Annotated in this window: 22 protein-coding genes; 12 read left to right on the top strand and 10 right to left on the bottom strand. The window is 58.0% G+C overall.

The genetic code is table 11. The features are described from left to right. Positions 1 to 21: 21 nt before the first annotated feature. On the top strand, positions 22 to 951 hold the full coding sequence (locus GN111_RS08615) for a DMT family transporter (protein ID WP_155303371.1): 930 nt from the start codon (positions 22 to 24) through the stop codon (positions 949 to 951). A 50-nt stretch (positions 952 to 1,001) separates the two neighbouring features. On the opposite strand, the gene GN111_RS08610 is transcribed toward GN111_RS08615, so the two are convergent. After that, positions 1,002 to 1,286: an integration host factor subunit alpha gene (locus GN111_RS08610; RefSeq protein WP_155303370.1), complete on the bottom strand. Its 285-nt coding sequence runs from the start codon at positions 1,284 to 1,286 to the stop codon at positions 1,002 to 1,004. A 113-nt stretch (positions 1,287 to 1,399) separates the two neighbouring features. Between GN111_RS08610 and GN111_RS08605 the strand changes: the two genes are divergently transcribed. Then, the gene (locus GN111_RS08605; RefSeq protein WP_331457709.1) at positions 1,400 to 2,101 is read left to right on the top strand and encodes a class I SAM-dependent methyltransferase; all 702 of its coding nucleotides are present in this window, start codon (positions 1,400 to 1,402) and stop codon (positions 2,099 to 2,101) included. Between the two features lie 58 nt (positions 2,102 to 2,159). Here the strand turns inward: GN111_RS08605 and GN111_RS08600 are convergent, their stop codons facing one another. Beyond that, on the bottom strand, positions 2,160 to 2,786 hold the full coding sequence (locus GN111_RS08600; protein ID WP_170302194.1) for a class I SAM-dependent methyltransferase: 627 nt from the start codon (positions 2,784 to 2,786) through the stop codon (positions 2,160 to 2,162). Between the two features lie 243 nt (positions 2,787 to 3,029). Between GN111_RS08600 and acsA the strand changes: the two genes are divergently transcribed. From acsA to GN111_RS08585, 3 genes are all read left to right on the top strand, one after another. Then, positions 3,030 to 4,784, top strand: coding sequence for an acetate--CoA ligase (gene acsA, locus GN111_RS08595; protein ID WP_155303367.1), 1,755 nt, complete (start codon positions 3,030 to 3,032; stop codon positions 4,782 to 4,784). A gap of 93 nt (positions 4,785 to 4,877) precedes the next feature. Then, positions 4,878 to 5,957 carry a 3-isopropylmalate dehydrogenase gene (gene leuB, locus GN111_RS08590; RefSeq protein WP_155303366.1) on the top strand — a complete coding sequence of 360 codons (1,080 nt, stop codon included), beginning with the start codon at positions 4,878 to 4,880 and terminating at the stop codon, positions 5,955 to 5,957. 12 nt (positions 5,958 to 5,969) lie between these two features. Continuing rightward, on the top strand, positions 5,970 to 7,520 hold the full coding sequence (locus GN111_RS08585) for an ATP-binding cassette domain-containing protein (protein WP_155303365.1): 1,551 nt from the start codon (positions 5,970 to 5,972) through the stop codon (positions 7,518 to 7,520). Positions 7,521 to 7,538: 18 nt separating this feature from the next. Here the strand turns inward: GN111_RS08585 and GN111_RS08580 are convergent, their stop codons facing one another. Together GN111_RS08580 and ndk are read right to left on the bottom strand one after the other, a co-directional pair. Then, positions 7,539 to 8,321 carry an RNA methyltransferase gene (locus GN111_RS08580; RefSeq protein ID WP_155303364.1) on the bottom strand — a complete coding sequence of 261 codons (783 nt, stop codon included), beginning with the start codon at positions 8,319 to 8,321 and terminating at the stop codon, positions 7,539 to 7,541. Further along, positions 8,318 to 8,737 (bottom strand): nucleoside-diphosphate kinase, encoded by a 420-nt coding sequence (gene ndk / locus GN111_RS08575; protein ID WP_155303363.1) that lies wholly within the window; start codon positions 8,735 to 8,737, stop codon positions 8,318 to 8,320. The genes GN111_RS08580 and ndk overlap by 4 nt, the downstream gene beginning before the upstream one ends. Before the next feature lie 245 nt (positions 8,738 to 8,982). Between ndk and GN111_RS08570 the strand changes: the two genes are divergently transcribed. The 6 genes from GN111_RS08570 (at position 8,983) to GN111_RS08545 (ending at position 13,774) form a co-directional block, all read left to right on the top strand. Then, complete coding sequence (locus tag GN111_RS08570; RefSeq protein WP_155303362.1) at positions 8,983 to 9,474, top strand: FmdB family zinc ribbon protein; 492 nt, start codon at positions 8,983 to 8,985, stop codon at positions 9,472 to 9,474. A 14-nt stretch (positions 9,475 to 9,488) separates the two neighbouring features. After that, the gene (locus GN111_RS08565; RefSeq protein ID WP_155303361.1) at positions 9,489 to 10,007 is read left to right on the top strand and encodes an O-acetyl-ADP-ribose deacetylase; all 519 of its coding nucleotides are present in this window, start codon (positions 9,489 to 9,491) and stop codon (positions 10,005 to 10,007) included. A 63-nt stretch (positions 10,008 to 10,070) separates the two neighbouring features. Next, on the top strand, positions 10,071 to 11,720 hold the full coding sequence (locus tag GN111_RS08560; RefSeq protein ID WP_155303360.1) for a cation:proton antiporter domain-containing protein: 1,650 nt from the start codon (positions 10,071 to 10,073) through the stop codon (positions 11,718 to 11,720). Positions 11,721 to 11,916: 196 nt separating this feature from the next. After that, entirely contained in the window at positions 11,917 to 12,114 is a 198-nt protein-coding gene (locus GN111_RS33860) for a hypothetical protein (RefSeq protein WP_155303359.1), read from the top strand. Positions 12,115 to 12,448: 334 nt separating this feature from the next. Beyond that, positions 12,449 to 13,165: an enoyl-CoA hydratase/isomerase family protein gene (locus tag GN111_RS08550; protein WP_155303358.1), complete on the top strand. Its 717-nt coding sequence runs from the start codon at positions 12,449 to 12,451 to the stop codon at positions 13,163 to 13,165. A gap of 66 nt (positions 13,166 to 13,231) precedes the next feature. After that, positions 13,232 to 13,774, top strand: a complete 543-nt coding sequence (locus tag GN111_RS08545) for a nitroreductase family protein (protein ID WP_155303357.1) — start codon at positions 13,232 to 13,234, stop codon at positions 13,772 to 13,774. 4 nt (positions 13,775 to 13,778) lie between these two features. On the opposite strand, the gene GN111_RS08540 is transcribed toward GN111_RS08545, so the two are convergent. The 4 genes from GN111_RS08540 to GN111_RS08525 all read right to left on the bottom strand — a co-directional run bounded on the left by GN111_RS08540 (position 13,779) and on the right by GN111_RS08525 (position 17,491). Continuing rightward, complete coding sequence (locus tag GN111_RS08540; protein ID WP_155303356.1) at positions 13,779 to 15,368, bottom strand: peptide chain release factor 3; 1,590 nt, start codon at positions 15,366 to 15,368, stop codon at positions 13,779 to 13,781. A 94-nt stretch (positions 15,369 to 15,462) separates the two neighbouring features. Next, positions 15,463 to 16,140, bottom strand: a complete 678-nt coding sequence (locus tag GN111_RS08535; RefSeq protein ID WP_155303355.1) for an HD-GYP domain-containing protein — start codon at positions 16,138 to 16,140, stop codon at positions 15,463 to 15,465. 301 nt (positions 16,141 to 16,441) lie between these two features. Continuing rightward, positions 16,442 to 17,056 carry a dephospho-CoA kinase gene (gene coaE / locus GN111_RS08530; protein ID WP_197740513.1) on the bottom strand — a complete coding sequence of 205 codons (615 nt, stop codon included), beginning with the start codon at positions 17,054 to 17,056 and terminating at the stop codon, positions 16,442 to 16,444. 42 nt (positions 17,057 to 17,098) lie between these two features. Then, on the bottom strand, positions 17,099 to 17,491 hold the full coding sequence (locus tag GN111_RS08525; protein WP_155303354.1) for a universal stress protein: 393 nt from the start codon (positions 17,489 to 17,491) through the stop codon (positions 17,099 to 17,101). 420 nt (positions 17,492 to 17,911) lie between these two features. On the opposite strand from GN111_RS08525, the gene GN111_RS08520 reads away from it, so the two are divergent. Continuing rightward, on the top strand, positions 17,912 to 18,844 hold the full coding sequence (locus GN111_RS08520; RefSeq protein WP_155303353.1) for a sigma 54-interacting transcriptional regulator: 933 nt from the start codon (positions 17,912 to 17,914) through the stop codon (positions 18,842 to 18,844). Positions 18,845 to 18,857: 13 nt separating this feature from the next. On the opposite strand, the gene fliN is transcribed toward GN111_RS08520, so the two are convergent. Then, a complete protein-coding gene (gene fliN, locus GN111_RS08515) occupies positions 18,858 to 20,264 on the bottom strand; it encodes a flagellar motor switch protein FliN (RefSeq protein ID WP_155303352.1) in 1,407 nt (468 codons plus the stop codon). A 134-nt stretch (positions 20,265 to 20,398) separates the two neighbouring features. Further along, positions 20,399 to 22,162: a formate--tetrahydrofolate ligase gene (locus GN111_RS08510; protein ID WP_155303351.1), complete on the bottom strand. Its 1,764-nt coding sequence runs from the start codon at positions 22,160 to 22,162 to the stop codon at positions 20,399 to 20,401. Between the last annotated feature and the right edge of the window lie 229 nt (positions 22,163 to 22,391).

The following is a 22,391-nucleotide window of genomic DNA, read 5'->3' as shown; positions in this document are numbered from 1 at the left end:
GATTCAGAAAAAGGAAATCGTATGAAAGCAGCATCGACGGAAAAAGCATTGGCACCCGGCGCCGGGACTCCGATCGACATCCAGTCGGTTTTACCCTTCGCGGCCCTGCTGGCCGCGGTTGGATTGTGGGGCGGTTCTTTTGCCGCCATGCGGATGGCGGTGCAGGCGATGCATCCGCTGTCCGTGGTCTGGCTGCGCATGATCATTGCGCTGGCGGTGATCCTGCCCTTTGCCGGCCGCCTGAAAACGACGAGCTATCGCCGGGGGGACTGGAAACGGCTGGCGCCCATGGTGCTGCTGCAGCCCTGCCTTTACTTTCTGCTGGAATCCAACGCCCTGCGATACACGACCTCTTCCCAGGCCGGTGTCATCAGCGCACTGGTGCCGCTTCTGGTGGCCGCGGGTGCCTGGCTCATGCTGGGCGAGCCGGTAGGCAGGGCTACGTTTGCCGGCCTTTTCATTTCGGTGGCCGGCGTCATTGTCCTGAGCCTGTCAGGAGCCGGCACCGCTTCGGCGCCCAACCCGCTGCTGGGCAACGGACTGGAACTGATCGCCATGGCCAGTGCAGCCATGAACATGATCCTGGTCAAACAGCTCAGCGGGCGCTACAATCCCTGGCTGCTGACCGGCCTTCAGGTGCTTGCCGGAAGCCTGTTTTTTTCGCCGGGTCTGGTCTTATTGTTCAGCGGGAAGGGAATTTGCTGGACGGTGCCCCTGGTTTCCGCCATTTTGTTTCTCGGTGTGCTGGTCACCCTGGGGGCTTTTGGGCTGTACAACTGGGCGATGAGCCGTCTTCCGGCGTCGCGGGCATCGGCCTTTATCAACCTGGTGCCGGTGACGGCCGTAGCCATCGGCTGGCTGGCCATGGGAGAGTCCTTGAACGGGCTGCAGAGTGGGGCCGCCGCGGCTGTTATCGTCGGGGTGGGGCTCAGCCAAAAGAAGATGCGTTGATCCTGAGCGTTCGGAAAACGTTTCCTATACCGGCAATCCGGCCGCGCATGCTAATCCCCATTCACCCGTTGCCGCAGCTTGCCGGAACACTTGAACGTCACCACCCGCCGGGCCGGCAGGATGGCATCTTCGCCGGTGGCCGGATTTCTCCCCTTTCTTTCCTTTTTGTCCTTTACGCAGAATTTGCCAAAGCCTGAAACAAGGACATCTTCACCGGATTCCATGGTCGATTTCATGATTTCCAGCAACGTCTCCGTGATTTCCTTGGACCGATTTTTGGAAAAACCAAGCTGGTTCTGAATCTGTTCGACGATCTCATTTTTCGTTAGCGTCATTTAGCTGCCCCGTCTTTTGAGGAAAATAGATTCAAGGAAATGAAAGGAAGGTTGCGCATAGAATCGCAAATATTTCGATTGGTGTCAAGGGCTTGGTGTTGACTTGATGTGGGTTGACAAGTCGTTTCCTGCAGGATTATTTTGAAAAACAGTACCTGTTGCAAAACGATGCGCGGCGGATCGTTCGGTTTTCCATCCAGGAACAATTTCGACATCGGGCCGCGGAAGGCTCGAACAGTCCGATCCGGGTCCGGCTTCATCGGAAAAAAAAGAGCTTTTTCATGCGCAAGTTTACGGAAGGCCTGGTTGACACGGAAACCATCGTCGAAGCCCTGGACATTCAACCGGGCCAGACGATTATCGATGCCGGTTGCGGTACGGGGTATATGTCCAGGATCTTTTCACGGGTGGTCACCTTATCGGGAAAGATTTACGCCGTTGACCGGGACAGCTATTTCATCGAAAAGCTCTCCGAGGAAACCGAAGGCGGCAACATCGAAGCGATCCAGAGTGATATCGCCCAACTCGATGGGTTGGATGATCGCATCGCCGATCTGATCTACGCCGCCACTGTGATCCATGCCCTTTCCCGGCCCCAATTGACGGCATTTATTAAAGAGGCCAGGCGGCTGCTGAAACCCGATGCCAGGCTGGCCATCGTCGAAATCGAAAAGAAGGAAACGCCCTTCGGCCCGGCCATTGAAAATCGAACCTCACCGGAAGAGCTGGTGGAAAAGGTCCCCATGGTGCCGCTGAAAACGGTAAGGGCAGGGGACCACTTCTACATGCAGGTTTTTCTCAATTCGGAGAAATGAGATCTCGTCGTTTTTCTCATCCTGCCGACTCTGACGATTTATCTGGAAAGAACCGCCGTCAACTGCAGATGTAAAGCTTCGATTTGCCGGTAATGGTAACGGATCGCCGGACACGGCTGAAATAGCGCTTTAAAAATCCCCTTTCATGCTTCAGGACCTGTGTGGCTCTTTCCCGGCCCATGGACCTCAGCCGGATATAAAACAACAGGCGCACAAACCTGTTTTCCGGCACTTCGTGCTCCATCATTAAAAAGGGCTTTCCCGGCGCAAGGCAGCGCTTGATTTCCTCCAGGGTGTCGACCTGCGTGGCGCCCTTGAGTTCATAAAAGGCATGGGAGCAGGTGACCGCAGCGAAGGCGCCGGATTTAAACGGCAGGCGGGCGCAGTCCGCCTGGACGAGGCAGACCTCATGGTTGTCCCTTGATTTTTTGCAGGCTGCCTTCAGCATTCCCGAAGAGAAATCGAGGCCCACGACCAGACCGGTCTTGCCGACCCGATCCGCCAGAGATGCCAGGGTTGCCCCGGTACCCGTGCAGATGTCCAGAACCCGGTCACCGGGCCGAGCGCCGGTTTCCTCGGCGAGAACGTCGCGCAAGACGCCCTGCCGATCGGTGGCGTGCAGGGCGATAAACCGGTCATAGAATTTTGAAAAGACGTCATAGTATTTCCGCCTGAATTTACGCATGGCGGTGTTTCCTTTCCCCATCGAAAAATCGGCGATGATGGCAACTGTCAATCGGATGTGTGCGCGAAACGAGTATAGAGAGGTTGTCCGACCCCGTCAACGACTGGCTATTCGGATTGTGCTGACGCCATCTGAAAAATTGACAGAATTGATTGGCGCAAGGTAATCTTTTTCTAAGCGCTGTTAACGTTGAAATACGACAAATGACAATCACACCCGGACACTGCCGAGGAAACTGCAAAGTTGGTCTTCAATCCCATTTACAAGAACCCCGAATCGTATCCACAGCGCCCGAACCTGCTGGATTACGAGAAAACCGGGGACACGTTTTCCTGGCAGGCCATGCGCAGCGAGCTGGATGGGCTGCCGGAGGGCAGGGGGCTCAACATCGCCCACGAAGCGGTGGACCGTCATGCCGACGGAGAACGTAAAAACCGCGTGGCCCTTCAATGGCTGGGCCGCGACGACACTTCCCGGGCCGTTACCTACGGCGATCTCAAAGCGCAGACCAGCCGCTTTGCCAATATTCTAAGGCAACTGGGCCTCGGAAAAGGCGATACGGTCTGCACCCTGGCCGGCCGCATCCCGGAATTGTACATCGCGGCCCTGGGAACGCTCAAAAACACGAGCGTTTTCTGCCCGCTTTTCTCCGCTTTCGGCCCGGAGCCTATCTATCAGCGGCTGAGCAAAGGCGATGCCAGGATTCTTTTGACCACCGAGGCCGACTACCGCGGCAAGGTGGAACCACTGAGGAATCGGCTGCCCAAGCTGAAACATGTGCTCCTGGTGGATGCCAGTGACCATGGGGCAGGCGGCCTGTTGTCCCTGCCCCGGCTCATGGCCGAGGCTTCCGAAGCCTACACTATCCCGCATACCGATCCCGAGGATATCGCTGTGCTGCATTTCACCAGCGGCACCACAGGCATGCCTAAGGGCGCGCTGCATGCCCACAACGCCGTGCTCACCCACTACATGACCGGCAAATACGTCCTGGATTTTCACCCCGGCGATGTCTTCTGGTGCACCGCCGACCCCGGCTGGGTCACCGGCACTTCCTACGGCATCCTGTCGCCGCTGCTGCATGGAATCACCAACATTGTCGACGAGGCTGATTTTGACGCCGGGCGGTGGTGCGACATCCTGGCCGGCCGAAAAGTGAGCGTCTGGTACACGGCGCCCACGGCCATCCGCAGGCTGATGCGCATGGGGATCGAGCCGGTCCGGACATATGACCTGCGACATCTGCGCGTGGTTCACAGCGTCGGCGAACCGCTCAACCCCGAGGCCGTGGTCTGGGGGATAAAAGCCTTGGGCATGCCGATTCATGACAACTGGTGGCAGACGGAAACCGGCGGCATCATGATCGCCAATTTCCCGGCCATGGAGATCCGACCCGGTTCCATGGGGCGGCCGCTGCCGGGAATCGAGGCGGCCATCGTCCGGCGCACCGGCAACGATGCCGTCGAGGTGATCGATGCGCCCGACGTTCAGGGCGAGCTGGCCCTGCGGCCCGGTTGGCCCTCCATGTTCAGGGGCTACCTGCACGACGAGGCGCGCTACCGCAAGTGTTTCGTCGGCGGCTGGTATCTGACGGGAGATCTGGCCAGGCGGGACGCGGACGGATATTTCTGGTTCGTGGGCCGCGCCGACGACATCATCAAGACCTCCGGCCACATGGTGGGGCCTTTCGAGGTGGAAAGTGCCCTCATGCAGCATCCCGCCGTTGCCGAGGCCGGAGTGATCGGAAAGCCGCACCCGCTTGTCGGTGAACTGGTCAAGGCCTTTGTCGCCCTCAAGCCGGGACACGCCGCCAGCGACGAACTGCGGCTGGAACTGATCGGGTTCGCCCGCAAAAGACTCGGTCCGGCCGTGGCGCCCAAAGAGATCGATTTTAAAACCGATCTTCCCAAGAACAAGGCCGGCAAGATCATGCGGCGCCTGCTCAAGGCCCGCGAACTGGGGCTTCCCGATGGCGACCTGTCGACCCTGGAAGACTGAAAATGCACCGATCCAAACGGTTGACAAAGCGATGTCAACCTTTTATGATCGCCGCCTGTCTATAACATTTTAAATAAATCTGGATGGTTGCATATGTTCAAGATCGCTGTTTTGCCGGGAGACGGCATCGGGCCCGAAGTGATGGAAGAAACCCTCAAGGTGCTGGCCGCGGCCCAGGAAAAGTTCTCCTTTGAACTGGCCTGCACGAATGCGGATGTGGGCGGCATCGCCATCGACCGGCATGGCCAGGCCCTGCCCGAAGCCACCCTGGAGCTTTGCGAGAAGAGCGATGCCATACTTTTCGGGTCCGTGGGCGGCCCCAAATGGGAATCCCTGCCTCCGGCCCGGCAGCCGGAACGGGGCGCGCTGCTACCTTTGCGCAAAAACTTCAACCTGTTCTGCAACCTCCGTCCGGCCAAGGTGTTCCCCGCCCTGGCCGGGGCCAGCCCGCTGCATCCCGACATCGTCGGGCAGGGATTCGACATTCTCTGCGTGCGGGAGTTGACCGGCGACATCTATTTCGGCCAGCCCAAGGGCCGGGAAGGCAGCGGACCCGACGAACGCGCCTTCGACACCATGGTCTACACCCGCCGGGAAATCGAACGCATCGCCCGGTCCGCCTTTGAAGCCGCGCGGCTGCGAAACCACCGGGTCACCTCCGTGGACAAGGCCAATGTGCTCACCACCATGGTGCTGTGGCGGGAAGTGGTCGTCGAGACGGCCAGACAGTACCCGGACGTGACCCTGAACCATATCTATGTGGACAATGCCACCATGCAGCTGGTGAAAAATCCCCACCAGTTCGACGTATTGCTGTGCGGCAACATGTTCGGGGATATCATCTCCGACGAATGCGCCATGATCACCGGTTCCATGGGACTGCTGCCTTCGGCCAGCATCAGCGAAAGCGGTTTCGGCCTCTACGAGCCGGCCGGCGGCAGCGCCCCGGACATCGCCGGGCAGGGCATCGCCAACCCTATTGCCCAGATTCTTTCCGCCGCCATGATGCTGCGCTACAGCCTGGATCGCGGTGATGCCGCCGACGCCATCGACGTCGCCGTGGCCCGGGTGCTGGAAGAGGGCGTTCGCACACCCGACATCGCCGCCGGCGGCCCTGCCGTCAGTACCCGTGAAATGGGAGATGCCGTGGTCCGTGCCCTTCACGACGCCTGATCGATCCGCTCCATGCACGCCAATTGCCCGGACAACCAGAAGAACCGCACTTTGATCACCGTCGATGCAATCAGCGTCAGGCTGCGGGACCGCTGGCTGTTCGACGGCCTGTCCTGGAGGATCGAAGCCGGGGATCAATGGGTCATCGCCGGACCCAACGGGGCCGGAAAGACCACTCTCGCCAAAGCCATCGCCGGCCGGCTGCCCGTCGTTCGGGGCAACATTCATTATCATCATTTAGATGGTGCTGCGCCCACGGAGGCCATCGCCTACGTGGCCAGCGATGCCCGCCGGGCGTTGTGGCTGCGCGAAAGAAGTCTGGACCATGCCAGGGGCTTTGCCGGCCGCTACCACGATGCCACCACCGTGGGCCAATGGCTGGATTTAAAGCGTCCCCGGGATTGTGGTGCCGGTCGAACGCGGCAGGACCTGACCGATATCCATGGAATTTTGCGGTTGCAGGCGCTGTTGGACAAGCCCTTGATGGCCGTTTCCACCGGTGAGATGAGCCGGATTCTCCTGGCCCGCGAGCTGATTCGCCGACCGAAGATGCTGATCCTGGACGAACCGTTCGAGGGCCTGGATGCGTCGGGGCGGCGGGAGTTGACGGCCATGCTCGATCGACTGGCCGTTTCCGGCCTGCCCATGGTGCTGGTCGTTCACCGTCCCGAGGAGAGGCTGGCCGCCACCACCCACATGCTGACCCTCGATGACGGCCGGATCGCTGCCTCCGGGCCGATGGTGAATCTTGCCGACGATTTTTTACGCAGCAAAACCGCAAGCCCCCCACCCAAAAAACGGCCCAAACCCATATCCCTTCCGAAAATCGGACAGAGCCCTTCGAATCCCGGTGACGAACCGTTGATCGACATGCGCAGTGTAACAGTGCGTTACGGTGAAACCGTGATTCTGGAACGGCTGACCTGGACGGTAAGGAAAGGGGAGCACTGGGCCATCACCGGACCCAACGGCGCCGGCAAATCCACCCTGCTCAAGCTGATTACCGGAGATTGCCTGCAGGTGTACGCCAATACCATCCGTCTGTTCGGTGAATCGCGAGGGGCGGAGCAGACCCTGGGGGAAATTCGCCGCCGGTTGGGCGTGGTCAGCCACGATCTGGCCAGCGGTTATCAGAAACGGATGCCGGCCATGGAAGTGGTCTGTTCCGGCTTTTTCGATTCCGTGGGCCTGTATCGCCGGTGCGACGCCGTGCAGCGGACCGTGGCCGCCGACTGGCTGGAGCGGCTGGGGTTGTCGTCATTGTCCCAAACGCCGTTCGACCAGCTTTCCCAGGGACAGCGGCAGATGATCCTCATCGCCCGGGCCATGGTAAAGCCTCCGCAGCTGCTGATTCTGGACGAGCCCTGCAGCGGTCTGGATCCGAAAAACCGTGAAAAGGTTCTCGAACGGGTGGCCGGCATCGGTGTCGGCGGCGATACCGGCCTGCTGTTCGTGACCCACCATGAAACGGAGATCCCGGCGTGCATCACCCACCGGCTGACGCTGGATGGGGGTCGTGTGGTGGCTTGCGGTAAGGTGAAGGGATCGAGGGATGAGGGATGAGGGATGTCTTCCCTCATCCTAGCGAAGCGGTCGTCCATCCTCCATCGTTTTCCCATCCACCGATCCTTCCTCATACCTCCGGTTGCCATACCACAAAATCTGCCGGCAGATACCGCGGATGATGCCCACTTCGCCGGCCCGCAGCGGCAGGCGCGCAAAGAAGCGGCGCAGGCGCGACATCCAGTAGTCCGGGTTGTCCGGCTGCACGTATTCGATCCGGACCAGGGCTTCGGTCAGTTCCTCGTACATCCGGTCCAGTTCGATGCGTTTGGCCAGACGGGGCGTAAAGGCGGGTGGATCGGATCGGGTGGCGGTGGCAAGGCAGTAGCAGATCACCATGACGGCCTGGGAGAGATTCAGGGAGGTAAAGCCCGTTGTGGGGATGTTGACCAGCTGGTGGCAGTATTTCAAATCCTCGTTGGTCAGGCCCCGGTCTTCCGAGCCGAACACGATGGCCACCGGGTTGTTTCTGGAAAGGTCGATGAGCTTTTCGGCCAGCACCTCGGGAGATTTGAGAACGGGCCGCTGCCCGCCCAGTCGGGCCGTGGTTCCGACCACGTGGCCGAAGGGCGCCAGTGCGTCGGACAAAACGTCGAATCGCTCGATCCCGTCGACCACGGCTCCCGCCGCGTGGGTGGCCAGCCGCCGGATCCGTTCCTCGTCCCAGATGCCCGGATCCACGACGATCAGGCGGTGGAATCCCATATTGCACATGGCCCGTGCAGCGGACCCGATATTTTCAGGATACCGGGGCCGCTGCAGGACAATGGCGATGTTTTCCCGGGTGACGCCAACGGTCATCGAGGGTTGATTTCAAAGGCGTTGAAAAAGTATCCGATTTCAAATGCCGCGGTTTCCGGGGCATCGGAGCCGTGGACCACATTCTTTTCGATATCGGTGGCCAAATCGCGACGGATGGTCCCTTCGGCCGCCTCCTTGTAATTGGTGGCGCCCATGAGATCCCGGTAGCGGGCAATGGCGTTGTCTCCCTCCAGCACCATGACCACGGCCGGTCCTGAGGTCATGAAGTCGGTGAGGCTGCCGAAAAAGGGCCGCTCGCGGTGGACTGCATAAAATCCTTCGGCCTGGGCCTTGGTCATTTGGATCATCTTCATGGCGATGATTTTCAGGTCGTTGGCCTCCAGGCGTTTGACGACTTCTCCGATCAGGCCGCGGGCCACGCCGTCGGGTTTTACGATGGACAGGGTTCTTTCCATATTTCTTTTCCTTTCAGGGGTAGAGATAATGCAGATATCGGGCCTTTTAGAAATCCGCTCAATTTGGAGGCTGCCATACCAGAAGCCCGATACCAAGTCAACTGCGGTCGTCCGCCGGTTTCAAGGCCTTCGGGGACCGTTGACAGGACCGGCCGGGCGCTTTATTATTCCTTACTTCCAATCAACCCCGTTTGACCGTATAAACAAATTGTTAGCATCAAATATGAATCGATGATGGAGTGAACATGCCGATCTACGAGTTTTACTGCCCGGACTGCAACACCCTTTTCAACTTTTTTTCGCGCACCATCAACACGACCAAGAAACCCAAATGTCCGCGGTGCAAGACCCGCACCCTGGAGCGGCAGATGTCGGCATTCGCTTTCACCGGCAAGGCCAAGGAGAGCGATGACGGCGAGGACCTGCCCTTTGATGAGGGCAAAATGGAAAAAGCCATGCAGATGCTGGCCGGCGAAGCGGACCGCATCGACGAGAACGATCCCCGTCAGGCCGCCAATCTCATGCGCAAGCTTACCGACATGACCGGAATGGAGCTGGGCGACAGCATGCAGGAGGCCCTGCGGCGCATGGAAAACGGTGAGGACCCGGAGCAGGTGGAAGCGGAGATGGGGGATCTGCTGGAGGGTGAAGACCCGTTTTTGCTGCCCGGGAAAAAGGGTGTGAAGTCGGCGGTTCGCCGGCCGCCGAGTAAGGACGAGACGCTTTACGATTTGTGAATAAGAGGAAGCCAATGAACCCGACAAACCCGAAAGATCGCCTGGAAGCCCGCCAGGGCGACATCACCGCTCTGGCCGTGGACGCCATCGTCAATGCGGCGAATAGCTCGCTGTTGGGCGGCGGGGGCGTGGACGGCGCCATTCATCGCGCCGCCGGCCCGGATCTGCTGGCCGAATGCCGGACCCTCGGCGGCTGTCCCACCGGGGAAGCCCGGATTACCAAAGGCTACCGGTTGCCCGCCCGGTATGTGATTCACACGGTGGGGCCGGTCTACCGGGGGCGGCCCGAAGACAGACGCCTGCTGGCGGACTGCTACACCAACAGCCTGGATCTGGCCCGGGAAAAGGGGGTTCGATCCATTGCCTTTCCCGCCATCAGCTGCGGGGTGTACGGATACCCCATGGAAGATGCCTGCAAGATTGCCGTGGATACCTGCAGTGCCTATCTGGCGGTCCACGATTTGCCCGAAAAGGTGATTTTCGTTCTCTTTGCCGCCGACGCGCTGGAGGTTTACCGTCGCCGTATCCTTTAGTACACCTGTTCGTAAAACCGATGCTATTCGCCTGCCGCATTATAAGATGGAGCCCGCCTGGTTATGGAGCCACTCTGGATTATCGCTGCCTTTGTTTTCGGCGCCGCTGCCGGCAGGATCGGCCTGCCGCCGCTGGTGGGCTATCTTGCCGCCGGTTTCGCCCTCAACCATTTCGACGTCCAGGGCGGTGAAACCCTTGAAAATATCGCCGATGCCGGCGTCACGCTGCTGCTTTTCACCATCGGACTGAAGCTGAAGCTGAAAAGCCTGGGAAAACCCGAGGTGTGGGCCGGTGCTACGATCCACATGCTGATCACGGTGGCGGTGCTCGGTGCAGGAATCGTTGGGCTTGCCGTCGCCGCGCTGCCGTATTTTCGTTCGCTGAGCCTGCCGGGCATCCTGCTGGTTGCCTTTGCCCTGAGTTTTTCGAGCACCGTGTTTGCGGTAAAAGTGTTCGAGGCCAAAAACGAGATGCCGTCCCGCCACGCCGCCATAGCTATCGGCATTTTGATCATGCAGGATATCGTCGCCGTCGTCTTCCTGGCGGCTTCCACCGGCAAAATGCCGTCCCTGTGGGCGCTGGTTCTGGTTGCGGCGCTTTTTGTCCTGCGCCGCCTGCTGGAACGCTTCATGGACCGCTGCGGACACGGTGAACTGCTGATGCTCTTCGGCATCGTGATGGCCGCTGCCGGATACGCTAGCTTCGAGCAGGTGGGCCTCAAGGGCGACCTCGGAGCGCTAGTATTCGGCATGCTTCTGGCCAATCACGGCAAGGCCTCCGAACTGGCCGAACGCCTGCTGAGTTTCAAGGATCTGTTCCTGGTCGGATTTTTCCTGAATATCGGTATTTCGGGAACACCTACCTGGACCGCATTGGGAACTGCGCTGCTGCTGGCTGTGGCCATACCCTTCAAGGCTGTATTGTTTTTCGGAATCCTCACCCGATTCAAGCTGCGCTCCCGCACCGCCATGCTCTCCTCGTTGAGCCTGGCCAATTACAGCGAATTCGGTTTGATCGTCGGATCCATCGGGGCCGCCAAGGGATGGATCCACAGCGACTGGCTGATGGTCGTTGCCATTGCGCTGTCGTTCACCTTCGTTCTGGCAGCACCGCTGAACGCCGCGGCCCACACGATCTATTCGCGGATGGCCGGCCGCCTGAAGCGCTTTGAAACGGCCGTACGGTTGAAGGAAGACGAACCCATCCATCCCGGCAAAGCCGAGGTGGGCATCATCGGCAGGGGCGGCGTCGGCGCGGCGGCCTACGATGAAATGACCCGTCGCTACGGAGACGTGGTTATGGGGATGGATTTTTGCATGGAAACCGTAAGCAGGCACCGGGAACTCGGAAGGAATGTTATTTACGGAGATGCCTACGACAGCGACTTCTGGGAGCGCATCGACCTGGCGGACAGCCGGATTCAGGTGGTCATGCTGGCCATACCGAATCCGAAAACCAGCAAGTTTGCCGTTGGGCAACTGCAAGACCTTGGTTTTAAGGGAAAGGTAGTGGCCTCGGTGCGCTACGAGGATGAAATCGAGTTGTTGAAAGAGGCCGGCATCGATGCGGCCTACAACCTGTACGAAGAGGCCGGCCTGGGGTTTGCCGACCACGTCTGCAATCAAACCGGGTATTGCCCGCTGCGGCAGGACGATTCGAGCCTGTCAATGCAGACTCGAATCGGGATTGACAAAATCGATAAGCGTGGTTAAGGTCACCATTTGAAACCTTTTGGCGGTTTTCGGATCGTAATGAAATACGAACCGATTTTTTACTTTCAAGGAGGACATCATGCTCGAAGTCACACAGCCGGCAGTTCAGCAGATTGCCGAGTATTTCAAAGGGAAAGAGGTCAAGCCCATTCGCATCTTCCTCAATGAGGGCGGGTGAGGGGGCCCCGGCCTGGCCATGGCTCTGGATGAGCTTACCGAAGCGGATACGAAGTTCGACGTCGACGGTTTTGAATTTATCGTCAATACGGAGTTCCTGGAAAAAGCGCAGCCGATCAAAGTGGATTTCCAGATGTACGGATTCAAGCTGGACTGCGGCATCGATTTTGGTGCCGGTTGCACCAGCTGTGGAACCAAAGGTTCCTGTTGCGCCTGATCGAGCGGATCGAATGAACAAAAGGCGGCCTGTTAAAGGCCGCCTTTTTTTATGGTGCGCGCGTGCCAGGCTAATCACATTTGGAATCGGTATTTTTGCTCTGACGTAATCTAGGGGGCACGGTTCATCCGCGCCCGGTTTGCAAAAACGGAGATAAGCCCGAAGGCCGGGATAAACCCCGCCATTACAGCGATGCAATACTCGGAGAAGAAAGCCAGATGCAGTCGCCCTGCTGCCGGGGCACCTTTGACTTGCTCCGGCGCCGCGGCCTTGATATAAGGCTTGACGACTTCGACGACCTTCGATCAACAACCGAACATTCAAGGAGCAGACGATGACACTGGTGTCGTACGCGGTAAACGAGCATGTAGCGACGGTAACCTTAAATGACGGAGAAAACCGGTTCAACCCGAATTTTCTCAATGCCTTTCTGGATACGCTGGACGATATCGAAGAAAATACCGAAGCCACCACCCTGGTGGTGACCTCTTCCCACGAAAAGATTTTCTCCAACGGCATCGACCTGGAATGGCTGGTTCCGGTGATTCAAAACAAAGATGTCGCCCGGGCCAAGGATTTCTTTTATCTGCTCAATCGGCTGTTCAAACGCATCGCCACCTATCCTTTGTTGACCATCGCCGCGATTTCCGGGCATGCGTTTGCCGGCGGCGCCATTCTGTGCTGCGCGTTCGACTTCCGCTTCATGCGTTCGGACCGCGGTTTTTTCTGTTTTCCCGAAGTGGATCTGGGAATTCCCTTTCTGCCGGGAATGAACGCCCTTTTGAAAAAGGCCATGCCCAGGTACATGGTCGAAACCATGCAGTACACCGGGGCCCGGCTCACCGCCGAGCAGTGTGTGGAGCATCATATCATGACCAAAGCGGCGCCCATGGAGACGCTCATGGAAGAGACCATGGCCTTTGCCATGACCGTCAATAAACGGCGCCCCATTGTTGCGGAAATGAAAAAGCGGCTCAACCAGGAGATCGTTGCCGCCATCGATGTGGAGGATGTGCCTTATATCGAGTCAGGTAAGTTCAATATCGGCTGAATGATTTCCTGTTGCGGCTGTCTGGGCCGATGGCAGCCCGAATTTTTTTGAGGAGGGATTGAGACGATGGAATTGTTGGAGATCATCCAAGGCAGACGCAGCATCCGAAAATACGAAGACCGGGACGTACCGGAAGAGGCGCTGAACCAGATCCTGGAAGCGATCCGTTGGGCACCTTCGTGGACCAACTGCCAGTGCTGGGAAGTGGTCGTGATCCGCGACCCGGCCATAAAAGAGCAGCTCCAGGCCGCGTTTCCTCCCAAAGGCAACCCGGCCGTCAAGGCCATCGTTCAGGCGCCCGTGCTGCTGGCCATGTGCGCCAGAACCAAAGTCTCGGGTTATTACAAGGATCTGGAAACCACAAAATTCGGTGAATGGATGATGTATGATCTGGGCCTGGCCACCCAGAACCTTTGCCTCATGGCCCACCATCTGGGCTTAGGGACGGTCATTGCCGGCCTGTTCGACCATAACCGTGCCAGGGAGGTGATACGGGTCCCGGAAGGCTATGAACTGGTCACCCTGATTCCCCTGGGGTACCCTGCCAAAACGGGCAGCGCACCCAAACGCCGCGAGGTGAGCGAGTTCACCCATAAAGAAATTTTCTAATAATTTACACCGCCAGATCGCGGGTCTTATGAAAACCGATCATCGGCCACTCCTCCATGGCGTTTTCCAGGCGCCACAGGCTGGGGGCCAGATAGGTCAGGTTCCCCTGGGAATCGTTGGCCAGACTGGCCTGTTTCTCTTTTTCAAATAAGGCCAACTGCTTCTTGTCTTCGCAGGTAACCCACCGGGCGGCGGCGAAGGACACCGGTTCATAGTCGGCGTCCACCCCATATTCGGCCTTGAGCCGCGCCATGGTCACATCAAACTGAAGAATTCCGACGGCGCCCAGGATATAGTCGTTGCCCGACAGGGGGCGGAAAAACTGGACCGCCCCTTCTTCGGCCAGCTGGGTGAGACCCTTGAGCAGCTGCTTGGCCTTGAGTGGGTTTTTCAGGCGGACCCGGCGGAAATGGTCCGGCGCGAAGTTGGGGATTCCGGTGAAGCTGAGGGGCTCTTTTTCGTAAAACGTATCCCCGATGCTGATCGTGCCGTGATTGTGGATGCCGATGATGTCACCGGGGTAGGCCTCGTCCACGTGGGAGCGGTCCTGGGCCATGAAGATGGTCGCATTGGCCAGGGTGACCTGCTTGCCGATGCGGGTCTGGTAGACCTTCATCCCGCGGGTGAACTTGCCCGAACAGATCCGTACGAAGGCAATTCGGTCTCTGTGGGCCGGATCCATATTGGCCTGGATTTTAAAAGCGAATCCGGAGAACTGCGCCTCTTCGGGTGCTACCACGCGGGTGGTGGTGGGGCGGGCCATGGGCCCGGGCGCCATCTCGACAAAGGCGTCCAGCATCTCCCGCACCCCGAAATTATTGATGGCGCTGCCGAAAAACACCGGTGTCTGGCTGCCCTTGAGGTACTGGTCCAGCTCAAAGGGGTTGGCCGCCCCTTCCAGCAGTTCCACATCTTCGCGCAACTCTTCGGCCTGGCTTCCCAAAAGTTCCTCCAGCCGGGGATCGGCCAGATCGGTGATTACAATCCCCTCCTGGTGGCGGGTCTGGCCGCCGGGCTGGAACAGGTGAAGCTGCCGCTGATGGAGGTTGTAGACACCCCGAAAACGCTTACCCATGCCAATGGGCCAGGAAAGGGGCGCGCATTCGATCTGCAGCTTGTCTTCGATATCCCCCAGAATGTCCAGTGGCGTCATCCCGTCCCGGTCCAGTTTGTTAATAAAGGTCATGATGGGGGTGTTGCGCATCCGGCACACCTCCATGAGCTTTTCGGTCTGGGGCTCGACGCCTTTGGCGCTGTCGATCACCATCAGGGCGCTGTCCACGGCGGTGAGCACCCGGTAGGTGTCCTCGGAAAAGTCCTGATGGCCGGGCGTATCCAGCAGGTTGATCTCGCAGTCGCTGTAGTTGAATTTCATGACCGACGTGGTTACGGAGATGCCGCGCTCTTTTTCTATGGCCATCCAGTCGCTGGTGGCGTAGCGTCCGGCCCGTTTGGCCTTCACGGCCCCGGCCATCTGGATCGCCCCGCCGAACATGAGCAGTTTTTCCGTCAGTGTTGTCTTTCCGGCGTCCGGATGGCTGATGATGCCGAATGTCCGCCGTTTTTTCAATTCCGTTAAAAAATGCCGATCCATACGTTTCGATTCTCTTTTCGTTTGACCAAAAAAAACAGGCCGCAAACGGCCCGTTGCCCATCGTTTTCCCCAAGCGCGGTGTTTAAATGGCGGTTTACATGGTGCCGGCTCCAGCCGTTGCCGACCGGATAAGTTCATCGGCCAGCAGCGGATCGGTTCCGTTTTCCAGCTCGATGCCGTTTTCCTCGATCTCTTCGATAAAGGTCTCCACATAATCCTCGCAGAAATAGCGCCGGCAGCCATTTCGAAGGATCTCGAATGCCGCTCGAATCGATTTGCGCTTCTGGTAGGGCCGGTCCGTGGTTACGGCGTCAAAGCAGTCGGAAATACTTATAATTTTTGCGCCTGGCGGTATTTCCCTGCCGGTAAGGCCGAACGGATACCCCTTGCCGTCTTCCCGCTCGTGGTGGAACAGAACCAGATCGACGACGGGTTCGAGATAGTCGATGTCCTTGAGCAGGGCGGCGCCGATCAGCGGATGGCAGCGGACTTCGCGTTTGAGTTCGGCAGGCAGCCGGGTCTCCCGATTGGTAAAGATCTGGTCGCTGAGCGCCAATTTGCCCACGTCATGAAACAGCCCGCCGATACCCACGTCCCACACCTCCCGGTGGCCAAAACCCAGCCGGGTTGCCAGACGCATTGCATACCGGGCAACCCGATACCCGTGGGCCTGGGTGTAACGGTCTTTTTCCCCGAGAGCCCGGGACAGTTCCGTTAAAAGCTGAAGATGACGTTCACAAATCCGTTTACGGCTCGCATTTGAATGTCGCATGGAATTGCTGGACAACCTCCGTATTCACCATTACACACCGGTACATCTCCGACGAATGCGCTGACCGTGGTTTTTGCTTGCAGTTTGCCGAAATGAGGGTTCATAACACTGGCAAGATCGAACCAAGACGGGTGGTTTCGAACACTTTCTACCTAATCGGACGGCGGGCATTTGTCCACGAGAGCCCTTCGCATGTAAAATTTTTTTTACTATAAAGCAGGGTGGGAAGAGTGTCAAACGAAAACGGACGGTTAAGGTTTTTCGAAAGCCGATGCAAGTGTTGCCGATTGAAAGGCGGTTGTCAACCGGGTTCGCTTGCTTTTTGCCTGAGACGGTCAAGGGCTTTCAGGGCCTGTTGCCGGCATGCGGAGCGGCTGCCGCTGTTGTCGATGACGCAGGTGGCCTGTTTGCGTTTTTCTTCGATGGGCATCTGGGAGCGGATCCGCGCCATGGCTGCCTTTTCGTCGATGCCGTCCCGGGCCATCAACCGCTGAAGTTGCATCGTTTCGGGCACGTAAACAACGATCACCTCCGTAAGATCACGATCCATGTTCGCTTCCAGCAGCAGCGGAATGTCCAGGATCACGACAGCGTCGGGTTCACTGGCTGCGATTTCGGCGATCAGAACTGCCGAACGTTCGAAGACTCGCGGGTGGACAATGGCATCCAGGCGCTTTTTCTTGTCGCTGTCGTTGAAGATGATATCTCCTAAACGTTCGCGGTCGATATCGCCGTTGGGCATCAGAACTTCTTCTCCGAAAAAAGCACGAATTTCGTCGTAGGCCGGGGTTCCCTGCTCAACGACTTCTCTGGCGATCTTGTCGGCGTCGATGATTCGGGCGCCGGCTTCGGAAAGAAAATTAGAGACGGTCGATTTTCCGGTGGCGATGCCGCCGGTCAGGCCAGCAACGATCACGCAACATCCTTTCGTCGATAGAAAAACACTTGGAAGCAGACGCTATTTTACCGTGACCACCGGGCAGGGCGCCTTGAGGATGACATACTGCGCGTTGGACCCGAAAAGCAGCTTGCCGACCTTGGAACGGCGTTTGATGCCGATGATGATTTCATCGATTCCATTTTCGCCGGCATAGTCGACCAGGTCCTCGCCCGGGGTCATGCCGCGGACCAGGAGTTTGGTTGTGCAAGGGATATTGTCGTCATCGAAAAACGTTTTGGCCCATTCCAGGTCTTCCGTGGCGTGTTCCACTTCCACTGCGTGGGTGACACTTCCTCCGGTGAGCGATGCGATGACCATTACCTCCGCTCCGAAAGCGCCGGCGTGTTTTTTCGCCAGAGCCAGGGCATCCTTGGCCGAGTTGGATCCGTCATAGCCGACGAGAATTTTCATTGGTTTCTCCTTTCTAAAGGTTCGATGCGCCACGGATCAGTGTCATCGTGGATGACCGCTTTTTCCGAGCACGAACGCCAAGCGACCGATTATTGAGAGATTCTCAGAAATCATGTTTAATGGCATCTGTCAACGGCAAACGGATTGTACTCATAAATGCGGGAATAACTCCATGCCATTGGCGAAACCCGGAAAAAGGCGGTCGTTAACGATTTGATTATGCGTATTTTTCCCGTTTTATTCGTATATATTGGGCGTATTTTTTACATATTAATTAAGGGTTGCTTTTTGCAGCGAATCCCATCATTTTAATCCATTAAACGTCCCACCCGATCAGGATCGCCGAACCTTCAACGGCCTGGAAGTAAAAGGCTGTTTTAGCCGGCCACACGATACTCAGACCCGAACCCTTTGGACGCAATGATGCGCGACGTAACGCCATTGATGAGCAACGACAATGCCGCTATTCTCGGCAGGATCATCGAAACGCTGGGAAGCGCCAGTCCCGGTCTGGTGGTCTCCGGAGAAGAGGGGCTGGGCAAGGAAGCCGTCATCCAACTGTTGTACAGCCGCTCTTTTTTGCGCGGATACCCGTTTATCAAAGTCAACTGTCCGATGCTGTCCGATCCTGGCGAAAACGAAGATTCGCCCTGCATTCAAGAGCTTTCTGTACATCCGCAGCGCAGCAGCTTTTCTCTTTTCCGTCTTTTTCATCAGGGGGTGCTCTATTTTCACGCCGTCGATGAATTGGCTGCCGGGCTCCAGGAGCGATTGCTGTCTTTGTTGAAACGTAAATTTCTCGCAACCGGTTCAGGATCGGGTGGACCGCAACGGCATCTGGCCATTTTTTCCACGGCCACCCGCCCGCTGGAATCCTGCGTGTCGGAGGGCAGCTTTCATCCGGACCTTTGTGCGTTGCTCAGCGGGGTCACCGTTCACATCCCGCCGCTTCGGCAATGCCCCGAAAGAATCGGAAGCCTGGTGGGATATTTCCTCAAACGACTGGCGCTGAGGGATGGCCGCGGTACTTTCCCACGCCCCACGGCCGCCCACCTGGCCAGGATGCACACTCATCGCTGGCCGGGAAACCTCAGAGAACTCCAGGCCGTTGTCAGTCGGGCAATCCAGTCCGGTGATTGGGATGTGGCCATCGACGACGTACTGCGCCATGGCAGGAAAGACAGCTATGCCGTTGTCAACCTGACGGCGGATAGTGTGGCGCTGATGCCTCATTTCGAAATCACGCAGGGAAATATGCTCGAACGGCTTTCGGAGAAGGTTCCCGCCGAGGAGTTGGGCCTGATGGACCTGGTTCTGTACGAAGAGATCGTTGCCAACAACAATATGAATTGACCGGCACGGTGAGTCAGCGGATGCTCTTCATCCGCTCCTTGCGGCTGACAATTTCGCTGATTCGGATTCCGTATTTTTCTTTTTCCACGACGACAAAACCCTTGGCAATCAGCGTCTCGTTGATCAAAATGTCAACCGGCTCCCCCTCCATCTGCTCCAACTCGACCACCGATCCCGGTCCCATCCTGAGAACATCGTTGATGCGCTTGCGAGAACGGCCCAATTCAACCGTTACCTGCAAGGGGATATCCATCACCAGATCGAGGTTGTTGAATGGAACCGTTTCATCGACCTGATTCGATGGGGCTGTCTGGGGGGCGCTGGCCGCAGCAACTGTTTCCGCGGCAGCCTCTTTTCCCTCTTCTGCAGGGACATGCTCCTCAGGGGCCTGTTCTGGAAGCGTAGCGGCCGTTTTATCCTGTTTGACGCCGGCTTCGACAATGATGACACTGTCTTTGTGAGAAAACAGGAACCGCGCGGGTTTGATGATATTGGTGGGGCTTACCTTAAAGTCCCGGCCGTTGGTGATGGCGGGCGTGGACAACACACAGGAGAGCCCGACATCCACAAATTTGGATTTGAGATTTCCACCGATGATGTTGCTCACTTCGCGGATTACGTCATAAACCTCTTCCTCGCTATCGATTTCTTCGGGCTCCATACCCAGCATGGCGGCGGTCATCGCCTTGCCGAAGTTGTCGTTGACCTGGATGTTGAACATCCCGTCCACTTCACCGGCAAAAGTCACCGATCCCACGGTACGATTCTCTTCGGTGAAGGAGGACGGCACTTCCTGGATGGCCTCCACCTCCATGTCCAGCATGGTGTAGAATACATCGATGACCGAATTGACAATCGCGGCCTTGATGTCCACACCGGAGATCCGCTCCATGATCGCTTCGCTGGACAGGTCGCTTTTGATGTCTTCCTTGGCGCCGACTTCCTCCTTGACGCAAAGCTCTACATGGACGATTTCCTCGGCATGTTGGAAAACGAACGAAATCGGCGGAGCGATGTTGATGGGATCGATCTTGAAATCGCTTCCCGAGGTGATGGAAGGGGTCGAGATGACGCAGGTCAGTCCCTGATCGAGAAATTCCGATTTCAGGTTTCCGGCAACGATATTCGACAGCTCGCCGATTACGTCGTTGATTTCCTCCGTTCCCTCGATTTCCTCCGCCTCCATGCCCAGCATGGCGGCGGTGACCGTGCGGGCGAAGTCTTCGGTAAGCGTAAAACTCATTACCCCCACCACTTCACCGCCAAAATGGATGGCACCGACCATCGTCTTGCCGGCATCGAATTTTGGGGATTCGTCTTCTGCAACGGCCTTCAGCGGCATGGACATCATGGCGTCGAAGGTCTCGATGATGGTGGACTCGATGCTTTTGCGGATGGCGTCGTCGGTGATATTTTCCATCGGTTTCCCTGATTGCGGCGTTATCGGCTGGCCCCCATTGTAAGAGCGATTTTGTATTTTTGTCAATCATTTGGAACAAAAACGGCCCGGGCGATGCGCCCGGGCCGTTGTGGATTTAATCGGTTACGGTCGTTCTAGAACAGACCCGTGACCTTTCCGGTGGCCGGATCGACATCGATGCGGCGGAAAGCCGGGTTGGAGCCGGTGCCCGGCATCAGGCTGATGGTACCTGCGCAGGGGCACAGGAACTTGGCGCCGGAGTAGATGAGGACGTCGCGGATGGGCAGACGCCATCCCTTGGGCACGCCCTTCTTGACCGGGTCGTGGGACAGGGAGAGGTGGGTTTTGACCATCATGGTGGCGAAGTCGGCGTACTTGGGATCGTTTTCCAGCATTTCGGCCTTGGCGTTGGCTTCCGGAGCCCAATCCACGCCGTCGGCGCCGTAGACCTCTTTGGCGATGGTTTCCACGCGATCGCGCAGTTTCATGTCCAGCGGGTAGAGGAAATCGAAATCGTTGCCCGCTTCGCAGGCATCGATAACGGCGTCGGCGAATTCCAGGGAACCTTCACCGCCCAACTCCCAGTGCTTGGACTCGGCGCAACGGGCGCCGGCAGCCTCGGCCGCCTTGCGTACGATAGCGCATTCGGCGTCGGTATCGGTGTAGAAGCGGTTGATGCAGACCACCGGGTTGATGCCGGCCTTGCGGATAACGCCGATCATGTGGACCATGTTCTCGATACCCTTTTCGACCAGTTCCAGGTTCTCCTTGGTATAGGCGTCGTCAAGGGCCTTGCCGGCTACGACCTTGGGGCCGCCGCCGTGCATCTTCAGGGCGCGGATGGTGGAGGTGAGTACGGAAACGTGGGGCTTGAGGCCGGAGAAGCGGCACTTCACGTTCCAGAATTTCTCGAAGCCGATGTCGGCGGCGAAGCCGGACTCGGTGACGTGGTAGTCGAACAGCTTCAGGCCGACGCGGTCGGCGATGATGGAACTCTGGCCCACGGCGATGTTGGCAAACGGGCCGGCGTGCACGAAGCAGGGGTTGTACTCGGCGGTGCACATCAGGGTGGGGTTGATGGTGTTGCGCATGAAGGCGGCCATGGCGTTGCCCACTTCCAGGTCCCGGCAGGTGACCGGCTTGCCGGATTTGTCGAAAGCCACGGTAATGTTGTTGATGCGCTCTTTCAGGTCGGCCAGGTCGGTGGCCACGGCCAGAATGGCCATCAGCTCGGAGCCTACGGCGATGCCGAACTTGCTCTGCATGGTGAAGCCGTCAAAACGGCCGCCGAGGCCGATGACGATGTTGCGCAGGGCCTGGGCACAGAAATCGATGATCCAGCCCATCTCAATACGGGTGGGGTCGATGTCCAGGCGGCGCATGCCGGTCAGGCGGGCGAGCTGCTCGTCATTGTAGTTGCGCTCATGCTGCATGCGGGCGGTCATCGCCACCATGGCCAGGTTGTGGGCGTTCATGATGTCGTTGATGTCGCCGGTGAGTCCCAGGGAGAATTCGGTCATGGGAATCAAAAGGGAGTTGCCGCCGCCGGCCGCCGTTCCTTTGACGTTCATGGTGGGTCCGCCGGAGGGCTGGCGCAGGGCACCGCCCACGTTGACGCCGCGTTTTCCCAGACCTTCCATCAGGCCGCAGGAGGTGGTGCTTTTGCCTTCACCCAGGGGGGTCGGGGTGATGGCGGTCACTTCGATGTACTTGCCGTCGGGTTTGTCTTTCAGTCGATCGATGACTTTCAGAAAATCGACTTTTGCCAGACGCCCCATGGGAAGCATTTCCTCTTTCTGGAGCCCCAGCTTCTCCTGCCACTGTTCCGGCGTCGGCATGTTTTCTTCGGCTGCTTCGGAAATCTGCCAGTCCGCCATATTAACCGCATCGTAAGCCATCTATCCAATCCTCCTTAGTAAGTTAATGATTAACGACGGGGTCCGGTTGCCCACCCACAGGACCCCCTGCACGGTTGACGCATAGATTTGAATCATTGTCGGATTGATGCAAGATCAGAAAGATCGAACTTTCCCCGGGAATCGGGAAAAACGCCGTCAACGTACCATGTCGGGCCGCTTTTGGCAAGACCTATGTCGCCTGTGTGAACCGCATCCAAATTCATTTTAA

This window comes from Desulfosarcina widdelii (assembly GCF_009688965.1).
Classification (GTDB): domain Bacteria; phylum Desulfobacterota; class Desulfobacteria; order Desulfobacterales; family Desulfosarcinaceae; genus Desulfosarcina; species Desulfosarcina widdelii.
Note: the sequence above shows the minus strand (reverse complement) of the source record. Positions and strands in the feature narration are given on the sequence as shown.

Bases quoted from the DNA above. Each gene is read 5' to 3' on its own strand.
- GN111_RS08615 (WP_155303371.1), top strand. From the start codon at position 22: ATGAAAGCAGCATCGACGGAAAAAGCATTGGCACCCGGCGCCGGGACT.
- GN111_RS08610 (WP_155303370.1), bottom strand. From the start codon at position 1,286: ATGACGCTAACGAAAAATGAGATCGTCGAACAGATTCAGAACCAGCTT.
- GN111_RS08600 (WP_170302194.1), bottom strand. From the start codon at position 2,786: ATGCGTAAATTCAGGCGGAAATACTATGACGTCTTTTCAAAATTCTAT.
- leuB (WP_155303366.1), top strand. From the start codon at position 4,878: ATGTTCAAGATCGCTGTTTTGCCGGGAGACGGCATCGGGCCCGAAGTG.
- GN111_RS08585 (WP_155303365.1), top strand. From the start codon at position 5,970: ATGCACGCCAATTGCCCGGACAACCAGAAGAACCGCACTTTGATCACC.
- GN111_RS08580 (WP_155303364.1), bottom strand. From the start codon at position 8,321: ATGACCGTTGGCGTCACCCGGGAAAACATCGCCATTGTCCTGCAGCGG.
- ndk (WP_155303363.1), bottom strand. From the start codon at position 8,737: ATGGAAAGAACCCTGTCCATCGTAAAACCCGACGGCGTGGCCCGCGGC.
- GN111_RS08570 (WP_155303362.1), top strand. From the start codon at position 8,983: ATGCCGATCTACGAGTTTTACTGCCCGGACTGCAACACCCTTTTCAAC.
- GN111_RS08565 (WP_155303361.1), top strand. From the start codon at position 9,489: ATGAACCCGACAAACCCGAAAGATCGCCTGGAAGCCCGCCAGGGCGAC.
- GN111_RS08560 (WP_155303360.1), top strand. From the start codon at position 10,071: ATGGAGCCACTCTGGATTATCGCTGCCTTTGTTTTCGGCGCCGCTGCC.
- GN111_RS33860 (WP_155303359.1), top strand. From the start codon at position 11,917: ATGGCTCTGGATGAGCTTACCGAAGCGGATACGAAGTTCGACGTCGAC.
- GN111_RS08550 (WP_155303358.1), top strand. From the start codon at position 12,449: ATGACACTGGTGTCGTACGCGGTAAACGAGCATGTAGCGACGGTAACC.
- GN111_RS08545 (WP_155303357.1), top strand. From the start codon at position 13,232: ATGGAATTGTTGGAGATCATCCAAGGCAGACGCAGCATCCGAAAATAC.
- GN111_RS08540 (WP_155303356.1), bottom strand. From the start codon at position 15,368: ATGGATCGGCATTTTTTAACGGAATTGAAAAAACGGCGGACATTCGGC.
- GN111_RS08535 (WP_155303355.1), bottom strand. From the start codon at position 16,140: ATGCGACATTCAAATGCGAGCCGTAAACGGATTTGTGAACGTCATCTT.
- GN111_RS08525 (WP_155303354.1), bottom strand. From the start codon at position 17,491: ATGAAAATTCTCGTCGGCTATGACGGATCCAACTCGGCCAAGGATGCC.
- GN111_RS08520 (WP_155303353.1), top strand. From the start codon at position 17,912: ATGATGCGCGACGTAACGCCATTGATGAGCAACGACAATGCCGCTATT.
- fliN (WP_155303352.1), bottom strand. From the start codon at position 20,264: ATGGAAAATATCACCGACGACGCCATCCGCAAAAGCATCGAGTCCACC.
- GN111_RS08510 (WP_155303351.1), bottom strand. From the start codon at position 22,162: ATGGCTTACGATGCGGTTAATATGGCGGACTGGCAGATTTCCGAAGCA.